A 23668-nucleotide genomic window follows, 5' to 3' on the forward strand; every position below is an offset into this window, starting at 1 on the left:
AGAAGATCTGGCCCGGGGCCTCTTCCTGCATGTGGAACAGGTCCATCTCGCGGCCGAGCTTGCGGTGGTCGCGCTTGGCGGCTTCCTCCAGCATGTGCAGATGGGCTTTCAGATCGTCGCGGTTCTTGAAGGCGACGCCATAAATGCGCTGCAGCATCGGGCGCGAGGCATCACCCAGCCAATAGGCCCCCGCGACATGCGTCAGCTTGAAGCCATCGGCCGGGACCTGACCCGTGTGCTGCAGATGCGGACCCCGGCAGAGGTCCTGCCAGTCGCCGTGCCAGTACATGCGCAGGTCCTGATCCTCGGGGATGCGGTTGACCAGCTCGACCTTGTAGGGCTCGTTGTTCTGTTCGTAATAGGCGATGGCATCGGCGCGCGACCAGACTTCCGTCCGGACCGGCTCGCGGGCGTTGATGATCTTCTTCATCTCGGCCTCGATGGCGCCCAGATCCTCGGGCGTGAAGGGCTCGGCGCGGTCGAAATCGTAGAACCAGCCATAGTCGCGGACCGGGCCGATCGTGACCTTCGTATCGGGCCAGAGCGCCTGCACGGCGCGGGCCATGATATGCGCGAGGTCGTGGCGGATCAGCTCCAGCGCCGGGCCGTCATCCTTCAGCGTGTTGATCGAGATATTGGCGTCGCCCTTGATCGGCCAGGCCAGATCCCAGTGCTGGCCGTTCACCTGGGCCGAGATCGCGGCCTTGGCCAGCGACGGCGCGATGGATTTCGCCACCTCGGCGGGCGTGATGCCAGCCGGATACTCGCGCACATTGCCATCGGGAAATTTAAGGGAAATCTGGCTCATCGGCCAAGCTCCTCGTCGTTTCGGCGCCCACGGAACGCCCGGTTGCGGGTTATGTCGGGGTTATGTGCCGCGCGCCGCGGGGCTTGTCAACGTTACATGGAAACGCCGCCGCCCGGGTGGGGCAGCGGCGCCATGGCGAGGGCTCGCGCCCTTATTCCTTGCCCGGCACCGCGGCCCGGCGCGCCTTGATCCAGGGCGAGAGATAGGGCCAGACGATGGAGAAGGCCGCGACCGCCAGCAGCAGGGCCGAGATCGGGCGGGTGAAGAACGGCCAGACCCCCTCATCCGTGTAGGTGATGCCGCGGCGCAGGTTCAGCTCCAGCATCGGGCCCAGGATGAAGGCCAGGATGAAGGGGCCGACCGGCAGTTTCACCTTGTCCATCAACAGGCCCAGCGCGGCGAAGCCCAGCAGCAGCACGTAGTTGAACGCGGTCGAGGAGCCGACGAAGACGCCGATGAAGCCCAGCACGACGATGGCCGGATAGAGGTAATGATACGGGATCTTCAGGATCGCCGGGAAGAGCCGCATGCCGAAATATTGCAGCACCAGCGTAATGACCGCGGCCAGGATCGCCGTCAGGAACAGCGCATAGACGATATCGGGGTTGTTGGCGAAAAGGAGCGGTCCGGCCTGGATCCCGTGGATCATCAGCCCGCCCAGCAGGATCGCCGTGGTGCCGTCCCCGGGGATGCCCAGCGCCACCATCGGGATCAGCGCGCCACCGACCGAGGCGTTGTTCGAGGTCTCGGACGCGAAGACGCCATCGACGCAGCCCTTGCCGAATTTCTCGGGGTGCTTGGAGGCGGATTTGGCCTGCGCATAGGCGACCATGTTGGACAGGGCCGAGCCCATGCCGGGCAAGAAGCCGATCCAGAGCCCGATCATGAAGGACCGGCAGATGTTCCAGGCGTTGTCGATGTATTCCCTGAGCGTGACGCCGAAGCCGCGGATCTGCGAGACATCGACCTCGGGGATCTGCTGCTCGCCGCGGGCATGGTCCTGCACGATCTGCTTCAGCGCGAAAAGGCCCAGCATCAGCGCGATCAGGTCGATCCCGCCCGACAGGTAGATGGAGCCGAAGGTGAAGCGCGCGTAGCCGTCGATCGGCGCGAAGCCGACGGTCGACAGCAAGAGCCCCAGCGCCGCCGCCGCCATGCCGTGAAAGATCGACCCGCGGGCCAGCGCCGCGACCAGCGCGATGGCGCAGAACCCGAGCGAGAAATACTCCCACGGCCCCAGTTTCAGCGCCATCCGCGCCATGAAGGGCGACAGGAACATGGCGATCAGGATCGAGAGGGCCGTGCCGATGAAGCTGGCGACGATGGCCGCGCCCAGGGCTTTGACCGCCTCGCCGTTGCGGGTCATCGGGTAGCCGTCGAAAGTCGTGGCGATGGAGGAGGGAGAGCCGGGAATGCCCAGCAGGATCGAGCCGATCATCCCCCCCGACACGCCGCCGATCCAGATGGAGACCAGCATGGCCAGGCCGATATGGGGGTCCATGCCGAAGGTGATGGGCAGCAAGAGTGCCACGCCCAGACCGCCCGAAAGCCCCGGAATGGCCCCCAGGATGATGCCCAGCGCGGTTGCGGCCAGGATGATCAGCAGCGTTGTGGGCTGCAGAAGCGACAGGAAAGTGTCGAACATGGCCGGGTCCTCAGAACAGGATGCCGCGGGGCAGGAAAGCGTTGAGCGCGGTGTGGAACAGCAGATGCACCGATCCCGTCACCGCGGCGGCATAGATCAGGCCCCGCCACCAGACGCGGCGCTGGGGTCCGGCGATGATCCAGTAAAGGCCGAAGACCGCGCTCAGACTGGCGAGGTAGAAGCCCACGAGCCACAGCGCCAGGGCGTAGAAAAGCAGCAGCCCCGCCATGGTGAGGCCGCGGATCATCGCCTCGGGGTCCATCTTGCGGCCCTCGTCGGCGGGCTTGGTCAGGATCAGCCCCAGCCCGCAGATCACCAGAATGGCGCAGGCAAAGATCGGGAACAGCTTGGGGCCGGGGTCGTCGTTGAAGGTGCGCACGGTGATCTGCGAGGCCACGGCGATGCCAGCCACGCCGAGCGCCAGCAGACCCGCGCCAAGGGGACGGTCGGTGTTCATGTCTCTCTCCTGCCGGGGTCGGGGCGCGCGGTGTCTCCGCCCGCCCCGCCGGGTTCACTGCGCCGCAAGGCCGAGGTGGCGTGCAAGCTCGGCGATATGCTGGTCTTCCTGCTGGACGATGGCATTGGCCTCTGCAAGCGAATGCGCAACGAAGGTGCTGTCGGCCGCCGCCAGCGACTGCGCGACCTGCGGGTCATCGCCCATGGCCTGAATCGCGGCATTGATGGTTTCGGCGACCGCCGGGTCGATCCCCGCCGGGCCCAGCACCAGAAGCGGCGCGATCCAGGACACGTTCACCCCCTGATCGAGGCAGGTCTGGAACTCGGGATAATCGGGGTCGGGCGTCGGATCGACCATGCAGAGCACCCGCATGTCGCCCGCGGTCACGTATTGACGGGCCGAGCCCGCGCCCAGGTTGCCCAGCGTGATATGCCCGCCCTGGATGCCCGCGACCTTGTCGACCTCGGCCGAGGCCTCGACCAGGCGCAGGTCAACACCCTCGTTCATCATGATCGTGCCGGCGATGAAATGCGTGGCCTGCCCCAGCGAGACGCCGACCGTGTATTGCCCGGGATGAGCGCGGGCATCGTCCACGAACTCGCGCATCGTCTGCCAGGGCGCGTCGGGCGCCACGGCAAAGACCTGCGGCGGATAGGATTGGGCGATGCCCAGCACGGTGAAGTCGTCCAGCCCGTGATTGTAGCGGCCGGTCTGGATGCCGACCAGCATGCCGGTATGCTGGAAGAGCAGCGTCTGGCCATCGGGCGCGGCGTTGCGCACCGTCTCCTGCGCGACGATGCCGCCGCCCTCGGGCTGGTTGATGACCGCCACCGCCGTACCGGTGTGGCGTTGCAGGTAATCGGCGAAGATCCGGCCCATGACGTCGGTGCCGCCCCCGGGGCGCGAGGGGATGATCAGCTGGATCGGGCCGTTCGGCCAGCTCTGGGCGCTGGCGGCACCGGCGGTCAGGGCCAGCGCCAGGGCGGCGGCCAGGGACGTCTGCAGTTTCATGTCATGTCCTCCCGAATGTTGTCGGCGTTGCTGGTGTCACTGCGCGTAGATCGCGCGCAGCCAGTCGATGATCAGCGCCCGGGCCTCGCGGAACCGCGAGTGGCAGGCGATCAGAAAGCCGTGGTCGGCGTCGGCGTATTCCTTGACCACCACGTCATTGCCCGCCTCGACCAGCCGCACGGCATAGGCGCGGGCCTCGAAGCGCAGCGGGTCCAGCCCGGCGGTGATGATCAGCGCGGGCGGCAATCCCTTGATCGCCGCATCCGAGGCCAGCACCGGCGACAACAGCGGGTTGCGCAAATTCGCTTCAACGCCCGCGTAGCAGACGTTGAAGGCGTGCAGCCGCGCGGCGGGGAAGATTGACTGCGGTTCCAGCTTGTCCTCGGGCGGGGTGACGCCATCGAGGAACGGATAGGACATCAGCTGCCCCAACACGCGGAAATCCCCCGTCTCCTGCGCCATCAGGCAGATCGCGGCGGTCAGGTTTCCGCCCGCCGAATGGCCGCCGATGGCGATCCGCGCCGGATCCCCCCCCAGCGCGGCAGCATTGGCAAAGGCCCAGGCGGTGATGTCATAGCCTTCAAAGAGCGCCGTCGGGAACGGATGTTCCGGCGCCAGCCGGTAGTCGAGGTCGATCACCACCGCATCCAGACGGCTCGCCAGATGGGCGCAGAACACCGTGTCCCGCTCCTGATAGCCGCGCACGAAGCCACCGCCATGGATGTTGACGAAGACCGGCCGCGGCCCGGCGGCGGGCGCCTTGGGCGTGACGATGACGATCCGCGTGTCTCCCACCCGGGTCGGGATGAATCGCTCCTCGGCCGTGCAGAGGTCGAGGTCGGCCATCAACTCCGGGGTCATCTGCGTCGCGACCAGATTGGTGGAACGCAGCTGCCCGGCGAGCACCAGCCGCTCGGCCTGGGGCAGCGTGAAATCAGGCACCGCGCCGGTCATGCGGCTTTCTCCAGGATCTTGCGGATCCCCTCGATCCGCTGGTCCATGAGCCGGGGCCAGACCGCCCGGTCGACGAAGGGATTGTGCCCCTCGGCGATGTCGTCGACCCGGTCCATCATCGCCACCTGCGCGGGATGCGAGCCAAGCGTGATCGCCACCGGCATGTCCCGCAGCCTGAGCAGCGACTCGAGGTAATCCTGTTGCAGGCTGAAGGGCAGGTTGTTGTCCCGCAGATACTCGTCGGTCACGGTGATCAGCCCGATCCCGCCATGCATGCCCACGAGCAGCGTCTCGCCCCCCTCTTCGACCTCGAAGAAGAAGCTGGTGGTGCCCGGCGTGTGGCCCGGGGTCAGCAGCGTGCGGATCACCCGGTCGCCGAACACGACCGGCTGGTTGTCGGAATAGAAATCGTCCGGCTCGAACGGGCCCCAGGGATAGCCGTCGTTCAGCAGCTGATCCGGCCGGTCGTTGAGGAATTGCCAATCCTCGCGGCTCATCATCACCTTGGCGCCCGAGGCCTCGACCAGCGGACGCACACCGCCCAGATGGTCGTAATGCATGTGGCTGACCAGAATCAGCTTCAGATCGGCGATGTCGAAGCCCAGTTTGCGGATCGCCTCGAACACCAGATAGACCTGCGGCTGCATGGTCGTGTCGATCAGGATCAGCCCCTCGGTCGATTGCAGCAGATAGGCGCCGACCCAGTTGTTGCCCACATACCAGGTGCGGGGCGCGACCGGGAAGGGATCGACAGCCACCTCCCAGGGACGTTCGCAGCCCTGGATCAGGCAGTCTTGGGGGGCGAGGGGCAGCGGGGGCAGTTGGCGGCGGGCCATCGGGATCGTCCATTCAGCAGTCACGGGGGGATGCGCGGGGCGGCGAACCGCCCCGCACCGTCTCGGGGGGAGAAAAGGCTCAGTTGAGGCCCAGCAGCTCGGCGGTCGCGGCGACCCGGGCGTCGATCCCTTCGAGCCGCGCCTGCATCGCGTCCTGCGGCACCATGCTCAGCGCGAAACCCATGCCGGTGAGCTGGCTGTTGATCGCCTCGTCCGCGACCACGGCGGCAAAGGCGTCATGGATCGACTGGACCACGGCCGGGTCGGTGCCGACCGGCGCCATGATCAGGAAATCGAGGCCGTAAAGCGCGTTGGGATAGCCCGCCTCGACCATCGAGGGCACATCGGGCAGCACCGGGTCACGCGCGGCGTCGCTGCCGATCGTGGCCAGCACGCGCAGGTCGCCATTCTGGACATATTGCAGCGTTCCCGGAGTGTTGACCATCGCCGCGTCGATCTGGTGGCCCTGCAGCTGCACCATCTTGTCGGCGTCCGTCCCCGCATCGACGATGCGGAACCGCGCCCCGCTGTCCGAGGTCAGCAGCCCCGCCATGAAATGCGAGGACCCGCGGACCTGCACGCCCATCGACACGCTGTTGGGATTGTCGATCGAGGCCTGCACCAGATCCTGAAGCGTCTGGTAGGGCGAATCGGCAGCCACGGCCAGGGCATAGGTCCCGCCCACCGCCATCTCGGCGGCGACGGTGAAGGCGGTCATCGGGTCGGGCGCGTAGGAGCCGGTGTGATGCATGGCCAGGACGCCGGTGTGGAAGAACAGCAGCGTCTGACCGTCGGGGGTCGCGTTGCGCACTTCCTCGGCCGCGACGACACCGCCGCCGCCCGGGTTGTTCACCACCACGAAGGGCTGGCCGGTCTGGTCCTGCAAGGCACCGGCGATGATGCGCGAGACGGCATCGGTGCCCCCGCCCGCCCGGGCCGGAACCACCAGCTGCACCGAGCCCGAAGGCCAGCTCTGCGCCAGCGCCGCCTGCGGCAGCATCAGCGTGGCGGCGGCCAGCGCCAGCAGGCTGCGGCGCGCGATCGGAAATTGTGTCATGATATGTCCTCCCAGACCTCTCCTCTGGCCTTCAGCCTATTGACATCCGGCGCGTTCGGGAAATTGGATATGAGGGCAAGGTATAAGGAAAGCTTTTGGCATGGCGCTCAACGCCCAGACCCTCCTGCTGCGCCTGACGACCCGCGCGCGGCTGCGGCACATGCAGGCGCTGGTGGTGCTGGACGACCTGCGGTCGATGACCCGGGCGGCGCAGGCCATGGGCATGACCCAGCCCGCCATGACCCAACTGGTGGCCGAGATGGAGCAGCTGCTGGAGACCCGGCTCTTCCTGCGCCACTCGCGCGGGGTCGATCCGACGCCGGTGGCCGAGGACCTGCTGCCGGTCGCCCGACGGATCCTGGCAGCGATGGAGGAAGGGGCCGAGGCCATCGCCACCCGCATCCGCCGCGACAGCGGGCCGCTGCGCGTGGCGGTGACCGTGGCGGGGGTGGGGGCGTTGCTGGACCGGCTGCTGCCCGACCTCAGCCAGCAGCATCCGACGCTGCAATTGATGGTCGAGACGGTGATGGGCCTGAGCCTCTCGGCCTCGTTCAATGGCGAGGATTACGACCTCATCCTCTGCCGCCGCCTGCGTGTCGTGCCCGAGGGCTGGACCTTCGTCTCCTGCTATGACGACGCGCCGATCATCGTCGCGGGCAGGCGCCATCCGCTGGCCGGCAAGGCGGTGGTGACGGCCGCCGATCTGGGGCAATGCATCTGGCTGCAAAACCATGTGGCGACGCTGGCCCGGCACGCGTTCGACGCGCTGCGCGAGGAGCATGGCTGGGACAACCTAAGGGAAATCAACATGATTTCCCGCATCCCCGAGGTGATGTGGTCGATGCTGCGCCCGGGGACGGCGGTCTGCCTGTCCCCGCGCAGCGTGGCGCTGCCGCGCCTTTCCGACGGCTCGCTGGTCGAGCTTCCCTTCCCCGTCGACGCGCCGCTCGAGCCGATGGGCTACTACTGGAAACCGGCCGATGCCACGCCGTCGCTGAAGCTCGTCGCGCAAAGCCTGCTGGCCCTGCGCGACGCATCGTGATGGCTCAGCCCAGCAGATCCGCGGGCAGCAACGCCTCGGGCAGGTTCTGGTAGCAGACCGGCCTGAGGAAGCGGCGGATCGACAGCGTGCCGACCGAAGTGGCGCCGAAATTGGTGGAGGCCGGATAGGGCCCGCCATGGACCATGGCGTCGCAGACCTCGACCCCGGTCGGGAAACCATTGGCCAGAAGCCGCCCCGCCTTGCGTTCCAGTACCGGCATCAGGCGGCGCGCGAGTGCGGTGTCGCCCGCATCCAGATGCAGCGTGCAGGTCAGTTGCCCCTCCAGCGCCCGGGTCACCTCGAGCATCTGATCGGCGTCGCGGCAGCGCAGCACCATGCCCAAGGGACCGAAGACTTCCTCGCCCAGCGCATGGTTCGCCAGCCAGTCGTCGGCGCTGACCTCATAGAGCGTGGGCGTCGCGTTCCGCTGGTCGCAGACCGAGGTCAGCACCTCGCGCACGCCCTGCGAAGCCCGCAGCCGATCCCGACCTTTGCGATAAGCATTAGCTATGCCATCGGTCAGCATCACCTGCGGTGGAACCGCCTCGAGCGCCGCGCGCGCCTCATGCGTGAAAGTCTCGGCCTCGGGCCCCTCCAGCACCACGGCGATGCCCGGACTGGTGCAGAACTGACCCGCCCCCATGGTCAGGCTGCCCGCCCAGCCGCGGGCGATCCCGGCGCCCCGGGCCGCCATGGCCGCGGGCAGGCAGAACATCGGATTGACCGAGCCCAGCTCGCCGAAGAACGGGATCGGATCGGGCCTGCGCGCGCAGAGATCGAAGAGCGCGCGACCGCCGCCCAGCGAGCCGGTGAACCCCACCGCCCGGATGCGCGGATCCTGCACCAGCGCCTCGCCCACGTCGCGTCGGCCGCCCTGCACCAGGCTGAAGACACCCGGGTCCATCCCCTGCCCCGCCAGCGCCTCGGCGATGGCGTCGGCGACGATCTCGCCGGTGCCGGGATGGGCCGAATGGCCCTTGACCACGACCGGGCAGCCCGCCGCCAGCGCCGCTGCCGTGTCCCCGCCCGCGACCGAAAAGGCCAGCGGGAAGTTGGACGCGCCGAAGACCGCGACCGGACCGATGGGGCGCTGGATCATGCGCAATTCGGGCCGGGGCGCGGGCTGCCGGTCGGGCAGCGCCGCGTCAAAGCGGCGGTCCAGATACTCGCCCTTCAGGATATGCTCGGCAAAGAGCCGCAGCTGACCGGTGGTCCGCCCCCGCTCGCCCTCAAGCCGCGCCGCGGGCAGGCCGGATTCGCGCGTGCCGATATCGGTGATTTCGGCGCCCTGGGCCTCGATGGCGTCGGCGATGGCATGCAGCAGCGCCGCCCGTTCCGCGCGGGACGAGTACCCGAAGGTCCAGAAGGCGCGCTCGGCGGCCTCGCAGGCCTGCGCGACCAGCGCGGGCGTGCCGGTCGAGAAGTCATGCGCCGGGCCGGTGGCGGGCGAGGATTGCCAAGTGGCCTCGGTCGCGATCCGCTCACCCGCGATCAGGTGCTTGCCATGGGGGTGATAGCTCATCGGCCGTTCCTTTCGCGCCACGCCTGATATTTGGCGACGTTCTCGTCCTTGGTCGCCGGGTAAAGGCCGATCACCGCCGCCCCGCCGTTGACCTCTTCCAGCACGAAATCCTCAAACGATTCCATGCCGGTGCATTCCTCGGCGATCTCGTCTGCCAGATGCGCCGGGATCACCATGACGCCGTCGTTGTCACCCAGCAGCACGTCGCCCGGAAAGACCGGCGCATCGCCGCAGGAGATGGCGCCGCCGATCTCGATGGCCTCGTGCAGCGTCAGGTTCGTCGGCGCCGAGGGGCCCGCGCAATAGGAGGGCATGTCCAGCGCGCCGATGCCGGTCACGTCCCTGAAGCCGCCGTCCGAGACCACGCCCGCGGCGCCGCGCAGGGCCAGCCGGGTGATCAGGATCGAGCCCGCGGTGGCCGCGCGGGCGTCCTTTCGGGCGTCCATCACCAGCACCCAGCCCGGCGGGCAGGTCTCGATCGCGACGCGCTGCTTGTGCTCGGGGTCGCGGAAGACGGTGATCGGGTTGCGGTCCTCGCGCGCGGGGATGTAGCGCAGGGTGAAGGCCTGGCCGACCATCGTGCCCTTGCCGGTCTGCACCGGACGCGCGCCCTGGATGAACTGCTGGCGCAGACCCCGCTTGTAGAGCGCCGTCGCCACCGAGGCGGTCGAGACCTTCCTCAGTTTCTCGCGCGTGGCGTCGGAGAGAATGTAGTCGGTCATGTCTGCCTCAGATCAGTCGGTTGTCTTTGAGGAACCCGGTCATGCGGGCACTTTGGTCCTCGGTCAGCGGCCAGGCCGAGGGCGCGCGGGTCGGGCCGCAATCGTAGCCTTGGGCGATCAGCGCGGATTTCACGCCGGTGACGTTGGTGCCGCCCATCTCCTCGGCGCGAATGTCCTCGAACACGCGCATGTCGGCGATGAGGGCGTTGGCCCTGGCGTAGTCGCCGGCCTCCAGCGCCGCGTGGATGGCCAGCGAGCGTTCCGGCCAGACGTTGATCAGGCCCGAGGTGAAGCCCCGCGCGCCGACGGCGTAGAACGAGGGCGCCCAGACCTCGGCCAGTCCGCCGACCCAGACGATGGAGGGGTCGCAGGCCGCCTTGGCCTCGGCCAGTTTCATCGGGTTGGTAGTCGCCCATTTCACGCCCTTGACGTTGGGCAGGGCGCAGAGCGCGGCGATATTCTTGGTGCCGATCGTGTCGTTGCGCAGATACAGCATCATCGGCAACCCGCCCGAGGCATCCGACACCGCGTTCAGGTAGTCGAGGATGCCGCGCGGGCTGACGAAGGGATCAGGCGGCTGGTGGATCATCAGGGCCGCCGCGCCGGCCTCGGCCGAAGCTTTCGCCAGCCGCTGCGCATCGCGCAGGCCGCGGCCAACCCCAGCCAGCAGCGGCGCACGACCGGCGACCAGACCGGCCACTTCCCGCACCATCGTCACGGCCTCATCGGTCGTCAGCGCGTAGAACTCCCCGGTGTTGCCGTTGACGACGGGCATGTGCAGCCCGGCCGCCAGCGCGCGGTCGAGGATCGGTGCAAGGCGGGCAGGGGCCACGTCGCCCATGTCGTCGAAGGGGGTGACGAGGATGCCGGAAATGCCGGTCAGGGCTTGGTCGAGGGTCAGGGGCATCAGTAGATCTCCGGTTCACCCGCGGCCTTGCCGAAGCCGCGTTCGAGGAAGTCGAAGTCGCAGCCCTTGTCCGCCTGCGTGACGTGCTTGGAGAACATCCAGCCCCAGCCGCGTTCGAACCGGGGTTCGGGCGCGCGCCAGGCGGCGGCGCGGGCCTTCAGCTCGTCCTCGGGCACCAGCATGTCGAGACGGCGCGCGGCGAGGTCGAGGCGGATGATATCGCCGTTCTTCAAGAGCGCGAGCGGCCCGCCGACATAGCCTTCCGGCGCGACATGCAGGACGCAGGCCCCGTACGAGGTGCCCGACATCCGCGCGTCCGAAATGCGCAGCATGTCGCGATGGCCTTGCTTTATCAGCGCCTTGGGGATCGGCAGCATGCCCCATTCCGGGAAACCCGGCCCGCCCAGCGGCCCCGCGTTGCGCAGGACCATGACGTGGTCCGGGGTGACCTCGGCATTCTCGTCATCGACGAATTTCTTCATCTCGGCGTAGCTGTCGAAGACCAGCGCCGGGCCTTCGTGCACATGGTACTTCGGATCGCAGGCGGCGGGCTTGATCACCGCGCCATCGGGGCACAGGTTGCCGCGCAGCACGGCCAGCGAGCCCTCCTTATAGACCGGGTTCGACAGCGGACGGATCACGTCGTCGTTGAAGACCTTCGCGCCTTCGAGGTTGTCGCCCATCGACTTGCCGGTGACGGTGAGGGCGGAAAGATCCAGCCGCTCCCTGATCTGCGCCATCAGGGCACGGAGCCCGCCGGCGTAGAAGAAGTCCTCCATCAGGTAGTCCTTGCCCGAGGGGCGGACGTTGGCGATCAGCGGCGTGACCCGGCCCAGCGCGTCGAGGTCATCGAGCGTCAGGTCGACGCCCGCGCGGCGCGCCATGGCGATCAGGTGGACGACGGCATTCGTGGAACAGCCGGTCGCCATGGCGACGATGGCGGCGTTCTTCACGGCGGCTTCGGTGACGATGCGGTCGGGCGTCAGGTCCTCCCACACCATGTCGACGATGCGGCGCCCGCAATCGGCGGCCATGCGCTGGTGGCCCGAATCCACCGCCGGGACCGACGAAGCGCCGGGCAACGTCAGCCCCATGGCATCGGCAATCGCCGTCATGGTCGAGGCCGTCCCCATCGTCATGCAGACCCCGGCCGAGCGGGCGATACCGCCCTGCAAGCCCTGCCATTCGGCGTCGGTGATATTGCCCGCGCGGCGCTCGTCCCAGTATTTCCAGGCGTCCGAGCCCGACCCCAGCTTCTGCCCCGCGTAATTGCCGCGCAGCATCGGCCCCGCCGGCAGGTAGATCATCGGCACATTGGCGGTGATCGCGCCCATCACCAGCCCCGGCGTGGTCTTGTCGCAGCCGCCCATCAGCACCACGCCATCCAGCGGATGCGAGCGGATCATCTCCTCCGTCTCCATCGCCAGCATGTTGCGGTAGAGCATCGAGGTGGGCTTGGTGAAACTCTCGTCAACGCTGAGCGAGGGCAGTTCCACCGGGAAGCCCCCCGCCGCCAGCACGCCGCGCTTCACGTCCTGCGCCCGCTCGCGGAAATGGGCGTGGCAGGTGTTCAGCTCGGACCAGGTGTTGAGGATGCCGATCAGCGGCTTCCCCATGAAATCGGCCTCGGAATAGCCCAGCTGCATCATCCGCGAGCGATGCCCGAAGCTGCGCAGGTCATCCGGCGCGAACCAGCGCGCGGACCGCAGCTGCTCTGGGGATTTTCGGGTCGGAAACAAGGCAGGCACCTCATGTATTCGCATTCATCGGCTGTGTATGCGCAATCATTCATCGCTGTCAACGGCCTTGATGTCCGCGCCATTCCGAGACATTCTCCCGATTACCTCAGAAAATCAGAAGAATTCAGGGGCGCATCACGAAGATGAAAGCGCATACATAGAAACGAACACCCTCCCGTCGGACCGATCCCCGACCGGGAGGGATTGCCCCGCCGCCCGACCTTGCGCCATGCCACCGATCCAAGGAATATGCCCGCATGACGCGCAGGCCGCCCCTCCAGCCCCCACCGACGACCGAGGCCCGCAGCCCGGCCCGCCGCATCACCATGGAGACCGTGGGCCGGATGGCAGGCGTCAGCCAGGTGACCGTCTCGCGCGCGCTGTCGGACCCGTCCAAGGTCTCGCCCGAGACGCTGAGCCGCATCCAGGAGGCCATCGCCGCCACCGGCTTCGTGCCCAATGCGCTGGCCGGGGCGCTGGCGTCGAAGAAATCCATGCTGATCTCGGCGCTGGTCCCCTCGATCACCAACATCGTCTATTCCGGCATGCTCGCCACCTTCAGCGCCGAATTGCGGGCGCGGGGCTACCAGATCCTGCTGTCCGAGACCGGATTCGACCGCGAGGACGAGGCGGCGACGGTCGAGGCACATCTCTCGCGCCGCCCCGACGCCATGCTACTGACCGGCGTGCACCACGCCGACCGCACGCGCCGCATGCTGCTGGGCGCAGGCGTCCCGGTGGTCGAGGTCTGGGACATCACCGACACGCCGATCGACCTCTGCGTCGGCTTCTCGCACCCCGAGGCCGGGCGGGCGATGGCCGAGTACGCCCGCGCCAAGGGCTACCGGCGGGCGGCCTTCATCACCGCGGGCGACGAACGGGCGCTGCGGCGGGGCGCGGCCTTTGCCGAGCGCTTTGCCCAGGCGGGGGGCGAGGGGCCGGTGCCGATCCGGGGCGACGCCCCCGCCAGCCTCGCCGGTGGCCGGGCGCTGACCGCGGCGCTGCTGGACGAAGGCTTCGCCGATGGCGACGGCGCGATCATCGCCGCCAGCTCGGACGTGCTGGCCGAGGGCGCGCTGATCGAACTGGCGGCGCGCGGGCTTGCGGTGCCGGGCCGGGTGGCGGTGATGGGCTTCGGCGATCAGGAGATGGCGGCGGCGCTCTCGCCCACGCTGACCACGGTGCGGGTCAACCGGGACGCGCTGGGCCGGGCGGCGGCGCAGGCGCTGCTGACGCGGATCGGCGGCGCGGCACCCGAGCGGCAGGTGATCGACGTGGGCTTCGCACTGGTCGACCGCGAATCCGCCTGAGGCGCGGCCCCTGTAGGATGGGCAATATTGCCCATCCTACGCCAGCAGCGACTCGCGCAGGACGCGAGGCCCCTGCCCCGCACACACCCGCTCCATTCCACCAGTAATATTCTGATTTCTGGATATATTCCCGGAATCCGGCGCCTGCTTTGCCAAAATGATTGACGTCTATCAATTCCATCCCTAGCCTGAGCTGAGGGAGGATTCGATGAAAGCACCGACGCTGGCGGATGTCGCGCGGCGGGCTGGCGTGAGCTATGCCACCGCCGACCGCGTGGTGAACGCGCGGGGCGGCGTGGCCGATGCCCGCGCCGACCGCGTGCGCCAGGCGATTGCCGATCTGGGCTATGTCCGCAATGTCGCGGCCGCGAACCTGTCGCAGGGGCGCGTCTACCGCTTCGTCTTCGTCATCCCGACCGGCACCAACGCCTTCTTCCTGCATCTGCGCATGATCCTCGGCGCCGTCGCGCCCCGGCTTCGGCTGGAAAAGACCGAACTCAGGATCGAGGATGTCGCGGCCTTCGACGCGCCCTCGCTCGTCGCCGTGCTGCGCGCCCTCGCCTTGTCGCCGCCCGACGGCATCGCTTTGGTCGGCATCGACAGTCCCGAGGTGGCCGCCGCCGTCGCCGAGCTGACCGCCGCCGGGGTCGCCGTGGTGACGCTGGTCTCGGACATGCCCGATTCCGCCCGCCACGCCTATGTCGGCATCGACAATTCCTCGGCCGGGCGCACCGCCGCGCGGCTGATGGGGCTGGCGCATGCGCGGGGCCCCGGCCGCGTGCTGCCGGTCCTCGGCTCGCTCACCGCCCGCGACCACCGCGAGCGTCTGGCGGGCTTCCGCGCCATCCTGGCGCAGGATTTTCCCCAGATCGCGCTTCTGCCCGAATTCGAGGGCCGCGACCGCGCCGAACTGGTGGAACAGGCGCTCGAACGCCTGTTCGACCGGGGCGAGGCGATCTCGGGCATCTACAGCCTCGGCGCCGGCAACAGCGGCCTTGCCCGGGCGCTGGCCCGGTTCGAGGGCACCGACCGTCGCCCCGTCGTCATCGTCCACGAACTCACCCCCCGCACGCGCGAGGCGCTGGGCTCGGGCAATTTCGACGTGGTGATCGACCAGCGCCCCGGGGCCGAGATCGCGCTGGCCCTCGCCACCATGCGGCAGATCTCGGACCGGCTGCCCGCCGCGCCGATCCGGCCGATCATCCCGGCCATCATCTTTCAGGACAACATGCCCGAACCCGAGGACAGCGCCCTGCTGGAGGCGGCCGGGCTCGACCACACCACCGCGCCCCCCGGGCGCCAAGGAGGATTGACATGAAGACCATCAAGGGACCGGCGCTGTTTCTGGCGCAATTCGCGGGCGACACTGCGCCGTTCGACAGCTGGGACAACATCACCAAATGGGCGGGCAGCATCGGCTACAAGGGGGTGCAGGTCCCGTCCTGGGTCTCGGGCTTCATCGACCTGAAGAAGGCCGCGTCCAGCAAGGATTATTGCGACGAGCTGAAGGGCGTGGCCGAGGCCAACGGCGTCACCGTCACCGAACTCTCGACCCACCTGCAAGGCCAGCTGGTCGCCGTCCACCCGGCCTATGACATCGGTTTCGACGGTTTCGCCGACCCGTCTGTGCGCGGCAATGCGACCGCGCGGCAGGAATGGGCGGTCGAGCAGGTGAAGCTGGCGCTCTCCGCTTCGAAGAACCTGGGCCTCACCGCCATGGCGTCCTTCTCGGGCGCGCTGGCCTGGCCCTATCTCTACCCCTGGCCGCAGCGCCCCGCCGGTCTGGTCGAGATGGCCTTCGACGAACTGGCCCGCCGCTGGCGCCCGATCCTGGACCATGCCGAGGAATGCGGCGTGGACATCTGCTACGAGATCCACCCGGGCGAGGATCTGCACGACGGCGTGAGCTACGAGATGTTCCTCGAACGCGTCGGCAATCACGCCCGGGCAAACATGCTTTACGACCCGTCGCATTACGTCCTGCAATGCCTTGATTATCTGGACAATATCGACATCTACAAGGACCGGATCCGCATGTTCCACGTCAAGGATGCCGAGTTCAACCCGACCGGGCGGCAGGGCGTCTATGGCGGCTATCAGTCCTGGGTGAACCGGGCCGGGCGTTTCCGCAGCCTCGGCGACGGGCAGGTCGATTTCGGCGCGGTCTTCTCGAAAATGGCGGCCAATGATTTCGACGGCTGGGCGGTCGTGGAATGGGAATGCTGCCTGAAACACCCCGAGGACGGGGCGCGCGAGGGGGCCGAGTTCGTGAAGAACCACATCATCCGCGTGACCGACAAGGCCTTCGACGATTTCGCCGATGGCGGCACGGATGATGCCGCCAACCGCCGCATGCTGGGTCTGTGAGGGGGCGATCATGACCATCGAAGGACGCAAGGAAACCCTTTCGGGCCGGATTCCGCTGGGCATGGTCGGCGGCGGGGCGGATGCCTTCATCGGCGGCGTGCACCGCATCGCCGCCCGCATCGACGACCGCTTCTCGCTGGTGGCGGGGGCCCTGTCCTCGACGCCGGAAAAAGCCCGCGCCTCGGGCGCCGCGCTGGGGCTCGATCCCGCCCGCACCTACGGCAGCTTCGCCGAGATGGCCGAGGCCGAGGCCGCCCGCCCCGACGGCATCCGCGCCGTGTCGATCGTGACGCCGAACCACATGCATTACCCCGCCGCCAAGGCCTTCCTTGAGCGCGGCATCCATGTGATCTGCGACAAGCCGCTGACCTCGACGATGCAGGATGCCGCCGCGCTGGAAGCGGCGGTCAAGGCCTCGGGCGCGCTTTTCATCCTGACCCACAATTACACCGGCTACCCGATGGTCCGGCAGGCCCGCGCCATGGTCGCGGCCGGTCAGATCGGCAAGATCCGCGTCGTGCAGGTGGAATACCCGCAGGGCTGGATGACCGAGAGTGTCGAGGCTGACGGCACCAACAAGCAGGCCGTCTGGCGCACCGATCCGGCGCGGTCCGGCGCGGGCGGGGCCACGGGCGATATCGGGACGCATGCCTATAACCTCGCCTGTTTCGTGACCGGGCTCGCCGCGCAGGAACTGGCCGCCGATCTGCAATCCTTCGGCCCCGGGCGGCAGCTCGACGACAACGGCCATGTCATGCTGCGCTTTGCCGAGGGCGCGCGCGGGATGCTCTGGTGCTCGCAGGTGGCGCCCGGGCATGAGAACGGCCTCCGGCTGCGGGTCTATGGCGAGAAAGGCGGGCTTGAGTGGTCGCAGGAAGAGCCCAACGTCCTGTGGTTCACCCCGCAGGGCCAGCCCAAGCAGCAGATCCAGCGCGGCGGTGCGGGCATCTGGCCCGAAGCGGCCGCCGTCAGCCGCATCCCGTCCGGGCACCCGGAAGGGTATCTCGAGGCCTTCGCCACCCTCTACGCCAGCGCCGCCGACGCCATCCGCGCCGTCGAGGGAGGCACCAGCCGTGAGGACGCGATGGGCCTGCTGCCCGGCATCGCCGACGGCATGGCCGGGATGAACTTCGTCCGCGCCTGCGTCGAGTCGTCGCGCGGGAATGCCGCCTGGGTGAGGCTCTGATGGCAGATCCGATCCTCTCGCTCCGGGGGATACGCCGCAGCTTCGGCCCGGTGGAGGTGCTGCACGGCATCGACCTGGACCTGGCCCCGGGCGAGGTGCACGCGCTTCTGGGCGAGAACGGCGCGGGCAAATCCACGGCGATGAAGATCCTGGCGGGCTATCAGCCCGCCAGCGCCGGGCGCATCCTGCTGGATGGGGCGGAAACGCATTTCCACTCCCCCCATGACGGCGAAAGCGCCGGGATCATCATGATCCACCAGGAATTCGCCCTGGCCGAGCAGCTGACCGTCGAACAGAACATCTTCCTCGGCCGGGAACTCAGGAAGGGGCTCCTGCTGGACAAGGCGCAGATGCGGCGGCTGAGCCGCGAGTATCTTGCGCGCGTCAATTGCACGGTCGATCCCGATACCATCGTCTCGCGGCTGTCCAATTCCGAAAAGCAGATGGTCGAGATCGCCAAGGCGCTGTCGCGCAATGCCCGCGTGCTGATCATGGACGAGCCGACGGCCGTGCTGACCTCGCGCGAGGTGGAAATCCTGTTCGCCCAGGTCGATGCCCTGCGCACGGCGGGCACGGCGATCCTGTTCACCTCGCACAAGCTCGATGAAGTGGCGCGGCTGGCCGACCGGGTGACGATCATGCGCGACGGCTCGGTCGTCCATTCCGGCCCCGCCGACCAGATCACCGAGGACGGCATGGCCACCGCCATGGTCGGGCGCGAGATGTCGGACCTGTACCCGGCCAAGCCCGGCGTCCCGGCCAATGCGCCGGTGGTGCTGAAGGTCCGCGACCTGAGCGTCCCGCGCTTCGCCCAGGGGATCGGTTTCGACCTGCACCAGGGCGAGATCCTCGGCCTTGCCGGTCTGGTCGGCGCCGGCCGGACCGAGGCGATGGAGGGCCTGTGCGGCATCCGGCCGAAGACCTCCGGCACCACGGAAATCAACGGCAAACCCGTCACCATCCGCAAACCCGCCGACGCGCTGGCCCAGCGGCTGTGCTACCTGACCGAGGACCGCAAATTGCGCGGCCTCCTCCTCGACATGCCGATGCGGCCGAACCTGACGCTTCAGGCGCTGGGGGATTTCACCGGCCTGCTGATCGACCGCAAGGCCGAGGACCGGGCGCTGGATCAGGCGATCAAGGCTTTCGACATCCGCGGCAGCCGCACGGTCCGGGTCGGCAACCTGTCGGGCGGGAACCAGCAGAAACTGCTGCTGGCCAAGATCATGCTGTCCGAACCGCAGATCCTGGTTGTGGACGAACCCACCCGCGGCATCGACATCGGCACCAAGCAGCAGATCTACGCCTTCCTGCGCCGCCTTGCCGCCCTTGGCCACGCGATCATCGTCATCTCGTCCGAGATGCAGGAACTCATCGGCCTCGCCGACCGCATCCTGGTGATGCGGGCCGGGCGGCAGATGGGGATCCTGTCGGGCGCGGCGCTTTCCGAAGATTCCATCGTCCGCCTCGCGCTTGGCGTGAGCGACGGCAAGTCGGCCGCCGAGACGGCCCCAGAGGTCCCAGCATGAGCGACACCACCGCCCCGCCCCGCCGAGGCTTCACCCTGCCCCCGATGACGGTGATCGGCCCGGTCCTGGCGCTGGTCCTGCTGATCGTGCTGGGCGCCTCCCTCAACTCGAACTTCCTCAGCGCCGCCAATGTGACGAACGTGCTGGCGCGCTCGGCCTTCATCGGCATCATCGCCGTCGGCATGACCTTCGTCATCACCGCGGGCGGGCTCGACCTGTCGGTGGGCTCCATGGCGGCCTTCGTCGCGGGGCTGATGATCCTGGTGATGAACGCGGCCCTGCCCACGCTGGGGATCGGCCTGCCGCTGGTCCTGCTGGGCATGGGCGTGGCGCTGCTGGCGGGGCTCTGCGCCGGCCTTTTGAACGGGCTTTTGATCACCAAACTGGGGATCGAGGCCTTCATCGTCACCTTGGGCTCCATGGGCATCTACCGCAGCCTCGTGACCTGGCTGGCCGATGGCGGCACGCTGTCCCTGAACTTCGAACTGCGCCGCTTCATCCGGCCGATCTATTTCGAAGGCATCCTCGGCGTCACCTGGCCGATCATCGTCTTCGCCCTGGTGGTCATCATCGGCGAGATCGTCATGAGCCGCACCTCCTTCGGGCGCCACGCCGCCGCGGTCGGCAGCAACGAGCATGTCTCGCATTATTCCGGCATCAGCGTAGCCCGGGTGCGGTTGGTCACCTATGTCATGCTGGGCCTTCTGGTCGGCATCGCCACCATCCTCTACGTGCCCCGCCTCGGCTCGGCTTCGTCCTCGACCGGCGTGCTGTGGGAGCTGGAGGCGATTGCCGCGGTGATCATCGGCGGCACGGTGCTGAAAGGCGGCTTCGGCCGCGTCTGGGGCACGGTGATCGGCGTGCTGATCCTCAGCCTCATCGACAACATCCTGAATCTGACCTCGCTGGTCTCGCCCTATCTCAACGGCGCGATCCAGGGGGTCATCATCGTTCTCGCTGTGATCTTGCAGCGCGGAAGAAAGGCGTCGAACTGACGCCCCTTAGGGAGGAGAGAGAAAATGACCTTCATGAAAATGACCCTCGGCGCGACGGCGCTGGCCCTGATGACGGGTTCGGCCATTGCCCAGACGCAGGTGATCGGCGTGTCGATCCCGGCGGCGACGCATGGCTGGGCCGGCGGGATGAACTTCTTCGCGCAGGACGCCATAAACCGGCTGGAAGAGGTCTATCCCGAGCTCGACTTCGTGCTCGCCACCGCCTCGGACCCGGCACGGCAGGTCAATGATATCGAGGATATGGTCGCCACCCGCAACATCAGCGCGCTGGTCGTCCTGCCCTTCGAATCCGAGCCCCTGACCGCCCCGGTGCAAGCCGTCGCGGACGCCGGGATCTGGGTCACGGTGGTTGACCGAGGCCTCTCGGTCGAGGGGATCGAGGATCTCTACGTCGCGGGCGACAACCCGGGCTTCGGCCGCGTCTCGGGCGAATACATGGTCTCGGCCATGCCCGAGGGCGGGGATATCGTGGTCTTCCGCGGCATCGCCTCGACCATCGACAACGAGCGCGTCGACAATTTCATGGCCGCGATCGAAGGCTCGAACATCAACGTTCTGGCCGCCGAACACGGCAACTGGAACCGCGACACCAGCTTCGAGGTGATGCAGGACTTCCTGTCGCGCTTCCCCAACATCGACGCGGTCTGGGCCTCGGACGATGACATGGCGCTGGGCGTTCTGGCCGCCATCGAGGCCGCGGGCCGCACCGACATCCAGTTCGTGCTGGGCGGCGCCGGCATGAAAGAGATGATCGCCCGCACCCGGGACGGCGACCCGATGATCCCGGCGAACGTCACCTACCCGCCGGCGATGATCGCCACCGCCATCGAACTGACCGCGGTCGGCCTGACCTCGAACGCGCCGGTCGCGGGCGAGTTCATCATCGGCTCGGTGCTGGTCACCCCTGAGAACGCGGAAGATTTCTACTTCGCCGACAGCCCGTTCTGATCGGACCCTCACGGCAAACCGGCCCGGCAGCGCTGTCTGCCGGGCCTTTGCCTGTCCGGCCCTCGGCCACGCCCCATGCACAGCCCGGGGCTTGTCGCTTTCGCGCCGCCATCGGTCGGGTGCCTTTCATCGCGCCCCCGCATAACCTGCGAAACCAAGGCCAAATAGTCAGCGGAGCCCTGCGCCATGAAAACCCATGTGAGAGCCCTTGTCGTCGGCGGCGGTGCGGTCGGCACCGGCATCGCCTATCACCTGGCCAAGGCGGGCTGGGACACGATGCTGGTGGAACGCGACGAGCTGACCTCGGGCTCGACCTGGCACGCGGCGGGTCTGCTGCCCCTCTTCAACATGAGCTACGCCACGACCCACATCCACAAGTATTCGGTGGATTTCTACAAGTCGCTCGAGGCCGAGACCGGCCTCAACGCCGGTTTCTCGGTCTGCGGCAACCTGCGCATGGCCCAGACCGCTGACCGCATGGACGAATACATGCTCTATTCGTCCGTGGCCGAAACCGCCGGAGTCTACCATGAATTCCTGACGCCGTCGCAGATCAAGGACCGCTGGCCGCTGGTGCGCACCGAGGACCTGAAAGGCGCGCTCTTCCATCCCCAGGACGGCTACATCAACCCCGCCGACGTGACCCAGGCCATGGCCAAGGGCGCCCGGCAGCACGGCGCGCATATCGAGCGCAAGGTGCAGGTCGACAGCTATTTCTGGACCGGCGACGAATGGATCGTCTCCTGCACCCGCATGGTCGACAAGGGCGGCATGCTGATTCCGTCCGACGAGAAATTCGAGATCCGCGCCGAGCATGTGGTCACCGCCACCGGCAACCACGCCCAGCGCACCGCGCGCCTTCTGGGCATCAAGATCCCGGCGATCCCGGTCGAACACCAGTACATCGTCACCGAACCCGACCCCGCCCTGCAAAAGTGGCGCGCGGCCGGCAACCCGGAACACCCGGTCCTGCGCGACGCCGACGCCAAATGGTACGTGCGCGAGGAACGCGGCGGCTGGATCCTCGGCCCCTACGAGCGGAACGCGCCCGCCCGCTTCCTCTATGACGTCCCGGAAAGCTTCCGCGCCGACCTGTTCCAGCTGGATCTGGAGCGGATCGAGGAAGAATACATGTCGATGATCCACCGGATTCCGACCTCGGAAACCGCGGGCCTCAAGGACGATTTCAACGGCCCGATCTGCTACACCCCGGACGGCAACCCGCTGGTCGGCCCCGCCCCGGGCCTCAGGAACATGTGGCTGGCCGAGGGCTTCTCCTTCGGCATCACCGCCGCCGGCGGCACCGGCCATTACCTCGCCCAGCTCATCACCGAAGGCGAAGCCGAGATCGACATGGCCTCGCTCGATCCCAAGCGTTACGGCGCGTGGATGACCACCGAATACGCGGCCCGCAAGAACGAGGAATGCTACGAGCACGTCTTCATCCTGCACCACCCGGATGAGGAACGCGAAGCCTGCCGCCCGCTGCGCACCGCCCCGGCCTATGACCGCCAGATCGCCCTTGGCGCGCAGATGGGCCAGGTCAACGGCTGGGAACGCCCGAACTATTACGGTCCCGTCGGTGCCCCCGCCGATTTCGACCACAACAGCCGCTCGTTCCGCCGCGGCGCCTGGTGGCAATACGCCGAGGCCGAGGCGAAAGCCGTGCGCGAGACCTGCGGCATCATCGACGCCTCGGCCTTCACCAAGCACCTGGTGCGCGGCCCGGGCGCGACCGCCTTCCTCGACCATTTCACCTGCAACAAGCTGCCCAAGGTCGGCCGCATCAACCTGACCTACGCCCTGACCGACGCCGGCACCACCCGCACCGAATACACCATCGTCCGGTTGAAGGACGACGAGTATTACCTGATCTCGGCCGGTGCCTGGACCGCCTATGACGCCGATTACCTGCTGAAAGCCATCGAGGATTTCCGCGCCGCCGGTGGCGATTATGTCGACTGCCACGACATCACCACGCAATGGGGTGTCTATGCGCTGGCCGGCCCGAACGCTCGGGCGATCCTCAATGAGATCGTCAAGGACGCGAACCCGAAAACCGCGCTGTCGAACAAGCGCTTCCCCTGGCTCAGCTACCGCGACATCGAACTCGGCATGTGCCCGGTCCGCGCCATCCGCGTGGCCTATACCGGCGAACTGGGCTGGGAGCTGCATTATCCCATCGAATTCGGCCGCTACCTCTGGGATCTGCTGATGAAAGCCGGCGAAAAGCACGGTCTGAAGCCGGTCGGCGCCCGCGCCCAGAACTGGCTGCGGCAGGAGAAGAGCTACCGCGCCTTCGGCACCGAACTCGGCCGCGACGCGACGCCCGCCGAGGCCGGTCTCGACCGCTTCATCGACCTGACCAAGGACTTCCGCGGCAAGCAGGCGATGCTCGACACCGGCATCCGCTCGAAATGCGTGACGCTGCTGATCGATGGCCCGGCGGACACCGACCCCTGGGGGAAAGAAGCGCTGCTTCTCGACGGCCGCAAGGTCGGCCGCCTGACCTCGGGCGGCTGGTCGGTGGCCTTCGGCAAGCAGATCGGCATGGGCTATGTCGAACCCGCGCTGGCCGAGGTCGGGACGAAGCTGAAGGTGAAGATCCAGCT

The 23668-nt window shown here is 67.8% G+C and carries 20 protein-coding genes; 9 read left to right on the top strand and 11 right to left on the bottom strand.

Annotated features, from left to right (window positions below; all coding sequences use genetic code 11):
• From VDQ18_RS13930 to VDQ18_RS13960, 7 genes are all read right to left on the bottom strand, one after another.
• On the bottom strand, positions 1-808 hold an 808-nt coding region (locus VDQ18_RS13930), incomplete at its 3' end, for a TGS domain-containing protein (protein WP_323021527.1).
• 151 nt (positions 809-959) lie between these two features.
• Complete coding sequence (locus VDQ18_RS13935) at positions 960-2453, bottom strand: tripartite tricarboxylate transporter permease (RefSeq protein WP_323021528.1); 1494 nt, start codon at positions 2451-2453, stop codon at positions 960-962.
• A 10-nt stretch (positions 2454-2463) separates the two neighbouring features.
• Complete coding sequence (locus VDQ18_RS13940) at positions 2464-2910, bottom strand: tripartite tricarboxylate transporter TctB family protein (RefSeq protein ID WP_323021529.1); 447 nt, start codon at positions 2908-2910, stop codon at positions 2464-2466.
• Between the two features lie 54 nt (positions 2911-2964).
• The gene (locus VDQ18_RS13945) at positions 2965-3921 is read right to left on the bottom strand and encodes a tripartite tricarboxylate transporter substrate binding protein (protein WP_323021530.1); all 957 of its coding nucleotides are present in this window, start codon (positions 3919-3921) and stop codon (positions 2965-2967) included.
• Between the two features lie 36 nt (positions 3922-3957).
• Positions 3958-4875: an alpha/beta hydrolase fold domain-containing protein gene (locus VDQ18_RS13950; RefSeq protein ID WP_323021531.1), complete on the bottom strand. Its 918-nt coding sequence runs from the start codon at positions 4873-4875 to the stop codon at positions 3958-3960.
• Positions 4872-5711: an MBL fold metallo-hydrolase gene (locus VDQ18_RS13955; RefSeq protein ID WP_323021532.1), complete on the bottom strand. Its 840-nt coding sequence runs from the start codon at positions 5709-5711 to the stop codon at positions 4872-4874. The genes VDQ18_RS13950 and VDQ18_RS13955 overlap by 4 nt, the downstream gene beginning before the upstream one ends.
• Before the next feature lie 79 nt (positions 5712-5790).
• Positions 5791-6768 (bottom strand): tripartite tricarboxylate transporter substrate binding protein, encoded by a 978-nt coding sequence (locus VDQ18_RS13960; protein WP_323021533.1) that lies wholly within the window; start codon positions 6766-6768, stop codon positions 5791-5793.
• A gap of 100 nt (positions 6769-6868) precedes the next feature.
• Here VDQ18_RS13960 and VDQ18_RS13965 point away from each other — a divergent pair, with 100 nt between their 5' ends.
• On the top strand, positions 6869-7810 hold the full coding sequence (locus VDQ18_RS13965; protein ID WP_323021534.1) for a LysR family transcriptional regulator: 942 nt from the start codon (positions 6869-6871) through the stop codon (positions 7808-7810).
• A gap of 4 nt (positions 7811-7814) precedes the next feature.
• Here VDQ18_RS13965 and VDQ18_RS13970 read toward each other — a convergent pair whose 3' ends face one another.
• From VDQ18_RS13970 to araD, 4 genes are read right to left on the bottom strand one after another with little or no spacing between them, the layout of a single operon-like run.
• Positions 7815-9332 (bottom strand): aldehyde dehydrogenase (NADP(+)), encoded by a 1518-nt coding sequence (locus VDQ18_RS13970; protein WP_323021535.1) that lies wholly within the window; start codon positions 9330-9332, stop codon positions 7815-7817.
• On the bottom strand, positions 9329-10054 hold the full coding sequence (locus VDQ18_RS13975; protein ID WP_323021536.1) for a ribonuclease activity regulator RraA: 726 nt from the start codon (positions 10052-10054) through the stop codon (positions 9329-9331). The genes VDQ18_RS13970 and VDQ18_RS13975 overlap by 4 nt, the downstream gene beginning before the upstream one ends.
• Positions 10055-10061: 7 nt before the next feature.
• Entirely contained in the window at positions 10062-10961 is a 900-nt protein-coding gene (locus VDQ18_RS13980) for a dihydrodipicolinate synthase family protein (protein WP_323021537.1), read from the bottom strand.
• The gene (gene araD, locus VDQ18_RS13985; RefSeq protein ID WP_323021538.1) at positions 10961-12700 is read right to left on the bottom strand and encodes an L-arabinonate dehydratase; all 1740 of its coding nucleotides are present in this window, start codon (positions 12698-12700) and stop codon (positions 10961-10963) included. Before araD ends, VDQ18_RS13980 begins: the two co-directional genes overlap by 1 nt.
• A 257-nt stretch (positions 12701-12957) precedes the next feature.
• Here araD and VDQ18_RS13990 point away from each other — a divergent pair, with 257 nt between their 5' ends.
• From VDQ18_RS13990 to VDQ18_RS14025, 8 genes are all read left to right on the top strand, one after another.
• Positions 12958-14010 carry a LacI family DNA-binding transcriptional regulator gene (locus tag VDQ18_RS13990; protein WP_323021539.1) on the top strand — a complete coding sequence of 351 codons (1053 nt, stop codon included), beginning with the start codon at positions 12958-12960 and terminating at the stop codon, positions 14008-14010.
• 208 nt (positions 14011-14218) lie between these two features.
• Positions 14219-15328: a LacI family DNA-binding transcriptional regulator gene (locus VDQ18_RS13995; protein ID WP_323021540.1), complete on the top strand. Its 1110-nt coding sequence runs from the start codon at positions 14219-14221 to the stop codon at positions 15326-15328.
• Positions 15325-16377 (top strand): sugar phosphate isomerase/epimerase, encoded by a 1053-nt coding sequence (locus tag VDQ18_RS14000; RefSeq protein WP_323021541.1) that lies wholly within the window; start codon positions 15325-15327, stop codon positions 16375-16377. The genes VDQ18_RS13995 and VDQ18_RS14000 overlap by 4 nt, the downstream gene beginning before the upstream one ends.
• 10 nt (positions 16378-16387) lie before the next feature.
• A complete protein-coding gene (locus VDQ18_RS14005; RefSeq protein ID WP_323021542.1) occupies positions 16388-17563 on the top strand; it encodes a Gfo/Idh/MocA family oxidoreductase in 1176 nt (391 codons plus the stop codon).
• Complete coding sequence (locus VDQ18_RS14010; RefSeq protein WP_323021543.1) at positions 17563-19092, top strand: sugar ABC transporter ATP-binding protein; 1530 nt, start codon at positions 17563-17565, stop codon at positions 19090-19092. Before VDQ18_RS14005 ends, VDQ18_RS14010 begins: the two co-directional genes overlap by 1 nt.
• A complete protein-coding gene (locus tag VDQ18_RS14015) occupies positions 19089-20087 on the top strand; it encodes an ABC transporter permease (protein ID WP_323021544.1) in 999 nt (332 codons plus the stop codon). Before VDQ18_RS14010 ends, VDQ18_RS14015 begins: the two co-directional genes overlap by 4 nt.
• A gap of 33 nt (positions 20088-20120) precedes the next feature.
• Positions 20121-21056, top strand: coding sequence for an ABC transporter substrate-binding protein (locus VDQ18_RS14020; protein ID WP_323021546.1), 936 nt, complete (start codon positions 20121-20123; stop codon positions 21054-21056).
• A gap of 186 nt (positions 21057-21242) precedes the next feature.
• A partial coding sequence (locus tag VDQ18_RS14025; RefSeq protein ID WP_323021545.1) for an FAD-dependent oxidoreductase occupies positions 21243-23668 on the top strand: 2426 nt, incomplete at its 3' end.

Source organism: Pararhodobacter sp., assembly GCF_034676075.1.
In the GTDB taxonomy this organism is placed as follows: domain Bacteria; phylum Pseudomonadota; class Alphaproteobacteria; order Rhodobacterales; family Rhodobacteraceae; genus Pararhodobacter.

Excerpts from the sequence above, each read along its gene's own strand:
- VDQ18_RS13935 (WP_323021528.1), bottom strand. The coding sequence starts at position 2,453 with ATGTTCGACACTTTCCTGTCGCTTCTGCAGCCCACAACGCTGCTGATC.
- VDQ18_RS13940 (WP_323021529.1), bottom strand. The coding sequence starts at position 2,910 with ATGAACACCGACCGTCCCCTTGGCGCGGGTCTGCTGGCGCTCGGCGTG.
- VDQ18_RS13945 (WP_323021530.1), bottom strand. The coding sequence starts at position 3,921 with ATGAAACTGCAGACGTCCCTGGCCGCCGCCCTGGCGCTGGCCCTGACC.
- VDQ18_RS13950 (WP_323021531.1), bottom strand. The coding sequence starts at position 4,875 with ATGACCGGCGCGGTGCCTGATTTCACGCTGCCCCAGGCCGAGCGGCTG.
- VDQ18_RS13955 (WP_323021532.1), bottom strand. The coding sequence starts at position 5,711 with ATGGCCCGCCGCCAACTGCCCCCGCTGCCCCTCGCCCCCCAAGACTGC.
- VDQ18_RS13960 (WP_323021533.1), bottom strand. The coding sequence starts at position 6,768 with ATGACACAATTTCCGATCGCGCGCCGCAGCCTGCTGGCGCTGGCCGCC.
- VDQ18_RS13965 (WP_323021534.1), top strand. The coding sequence starts at position 6,869 with ATGGCGCTCAACGCCCAGACCCTCCTGCTGCGCCTGACGACCCGCGCG.
- VDQ18_RS13970 (WP_323021535.1), bottom strand. The coding sequence starts at position 9,332 with ATGAGCTATCACCCCCATGGCAAGCACCTGATCGCGGGTGAGCGGATC.
- VDQ18_RS13975 (WP_323021536.1), bottom strand. The coding sequence starts at position 10,054 with ATGACCGACTACATTCTCTCCGACGCCACGCGCGAGAAACTGAGGAAG.
- VDQ18_RS13980 (WP_323021537.1), bottom strand. The coding sequence starts at position 10,961 with ATGCCCCTGACCCTCGACCAAGCCCTGACCGGCATTTCCGGCATCCTC.
- VDQ18_RS13990 (WP_323021539.1), top strand. The coding sequence starts at position 12,958 with ATGACGCGCAGGCCGCCCCTCCAGCCCCCACCGACGACCGAGGCCCGC.
- VDQ18_RS13995 (WP_323021540.1), top strand. The coding sequence starts at position 14,219 with ATGAAAGCACCGACGCTGGCGGATGTCGCGCGGCGGGCTGGCGTGAGC.
- VDQ18_RS14000 (WP_323021541.1), top strand. The coding sequence starts at position 15,325 with ATGAAGACCATCAAGGGACCGGCGCTGTTTCTGGCGCAATTCGCGGGC.
- VDQ18_RS14005 (WP_323021542.1), top strand. The coding sequence starts at position 16,388 with ATGACCATCGAAGGACGCAAGGAAACCCTTTCGGGCCGGATTCCGCTG.
- VDQ18_RS14010 (WP_323021543.1), top strand. The coding sequence starts at position 17,563 with ATGGCAGATCCGATCCTCTCGCTCCGGGGGATACGCCGCAGCTTCGGC.
- VDQ18_RS14015 (WP_323021544.1), top strand. The coding sequence starts at position 19,089 with ATGAGCGACACCACCGCCCCGCCCCGCCGAGGCTTCACCCTGCCCCCG.
- VDQ18_RS14020 (WP_323021546.1), top strand. The coding sequence starts at position 20,121 with ATGAAAATGACCCTCGGCGCGACGGCGCTGGCCCTGATGACGGGTTCG.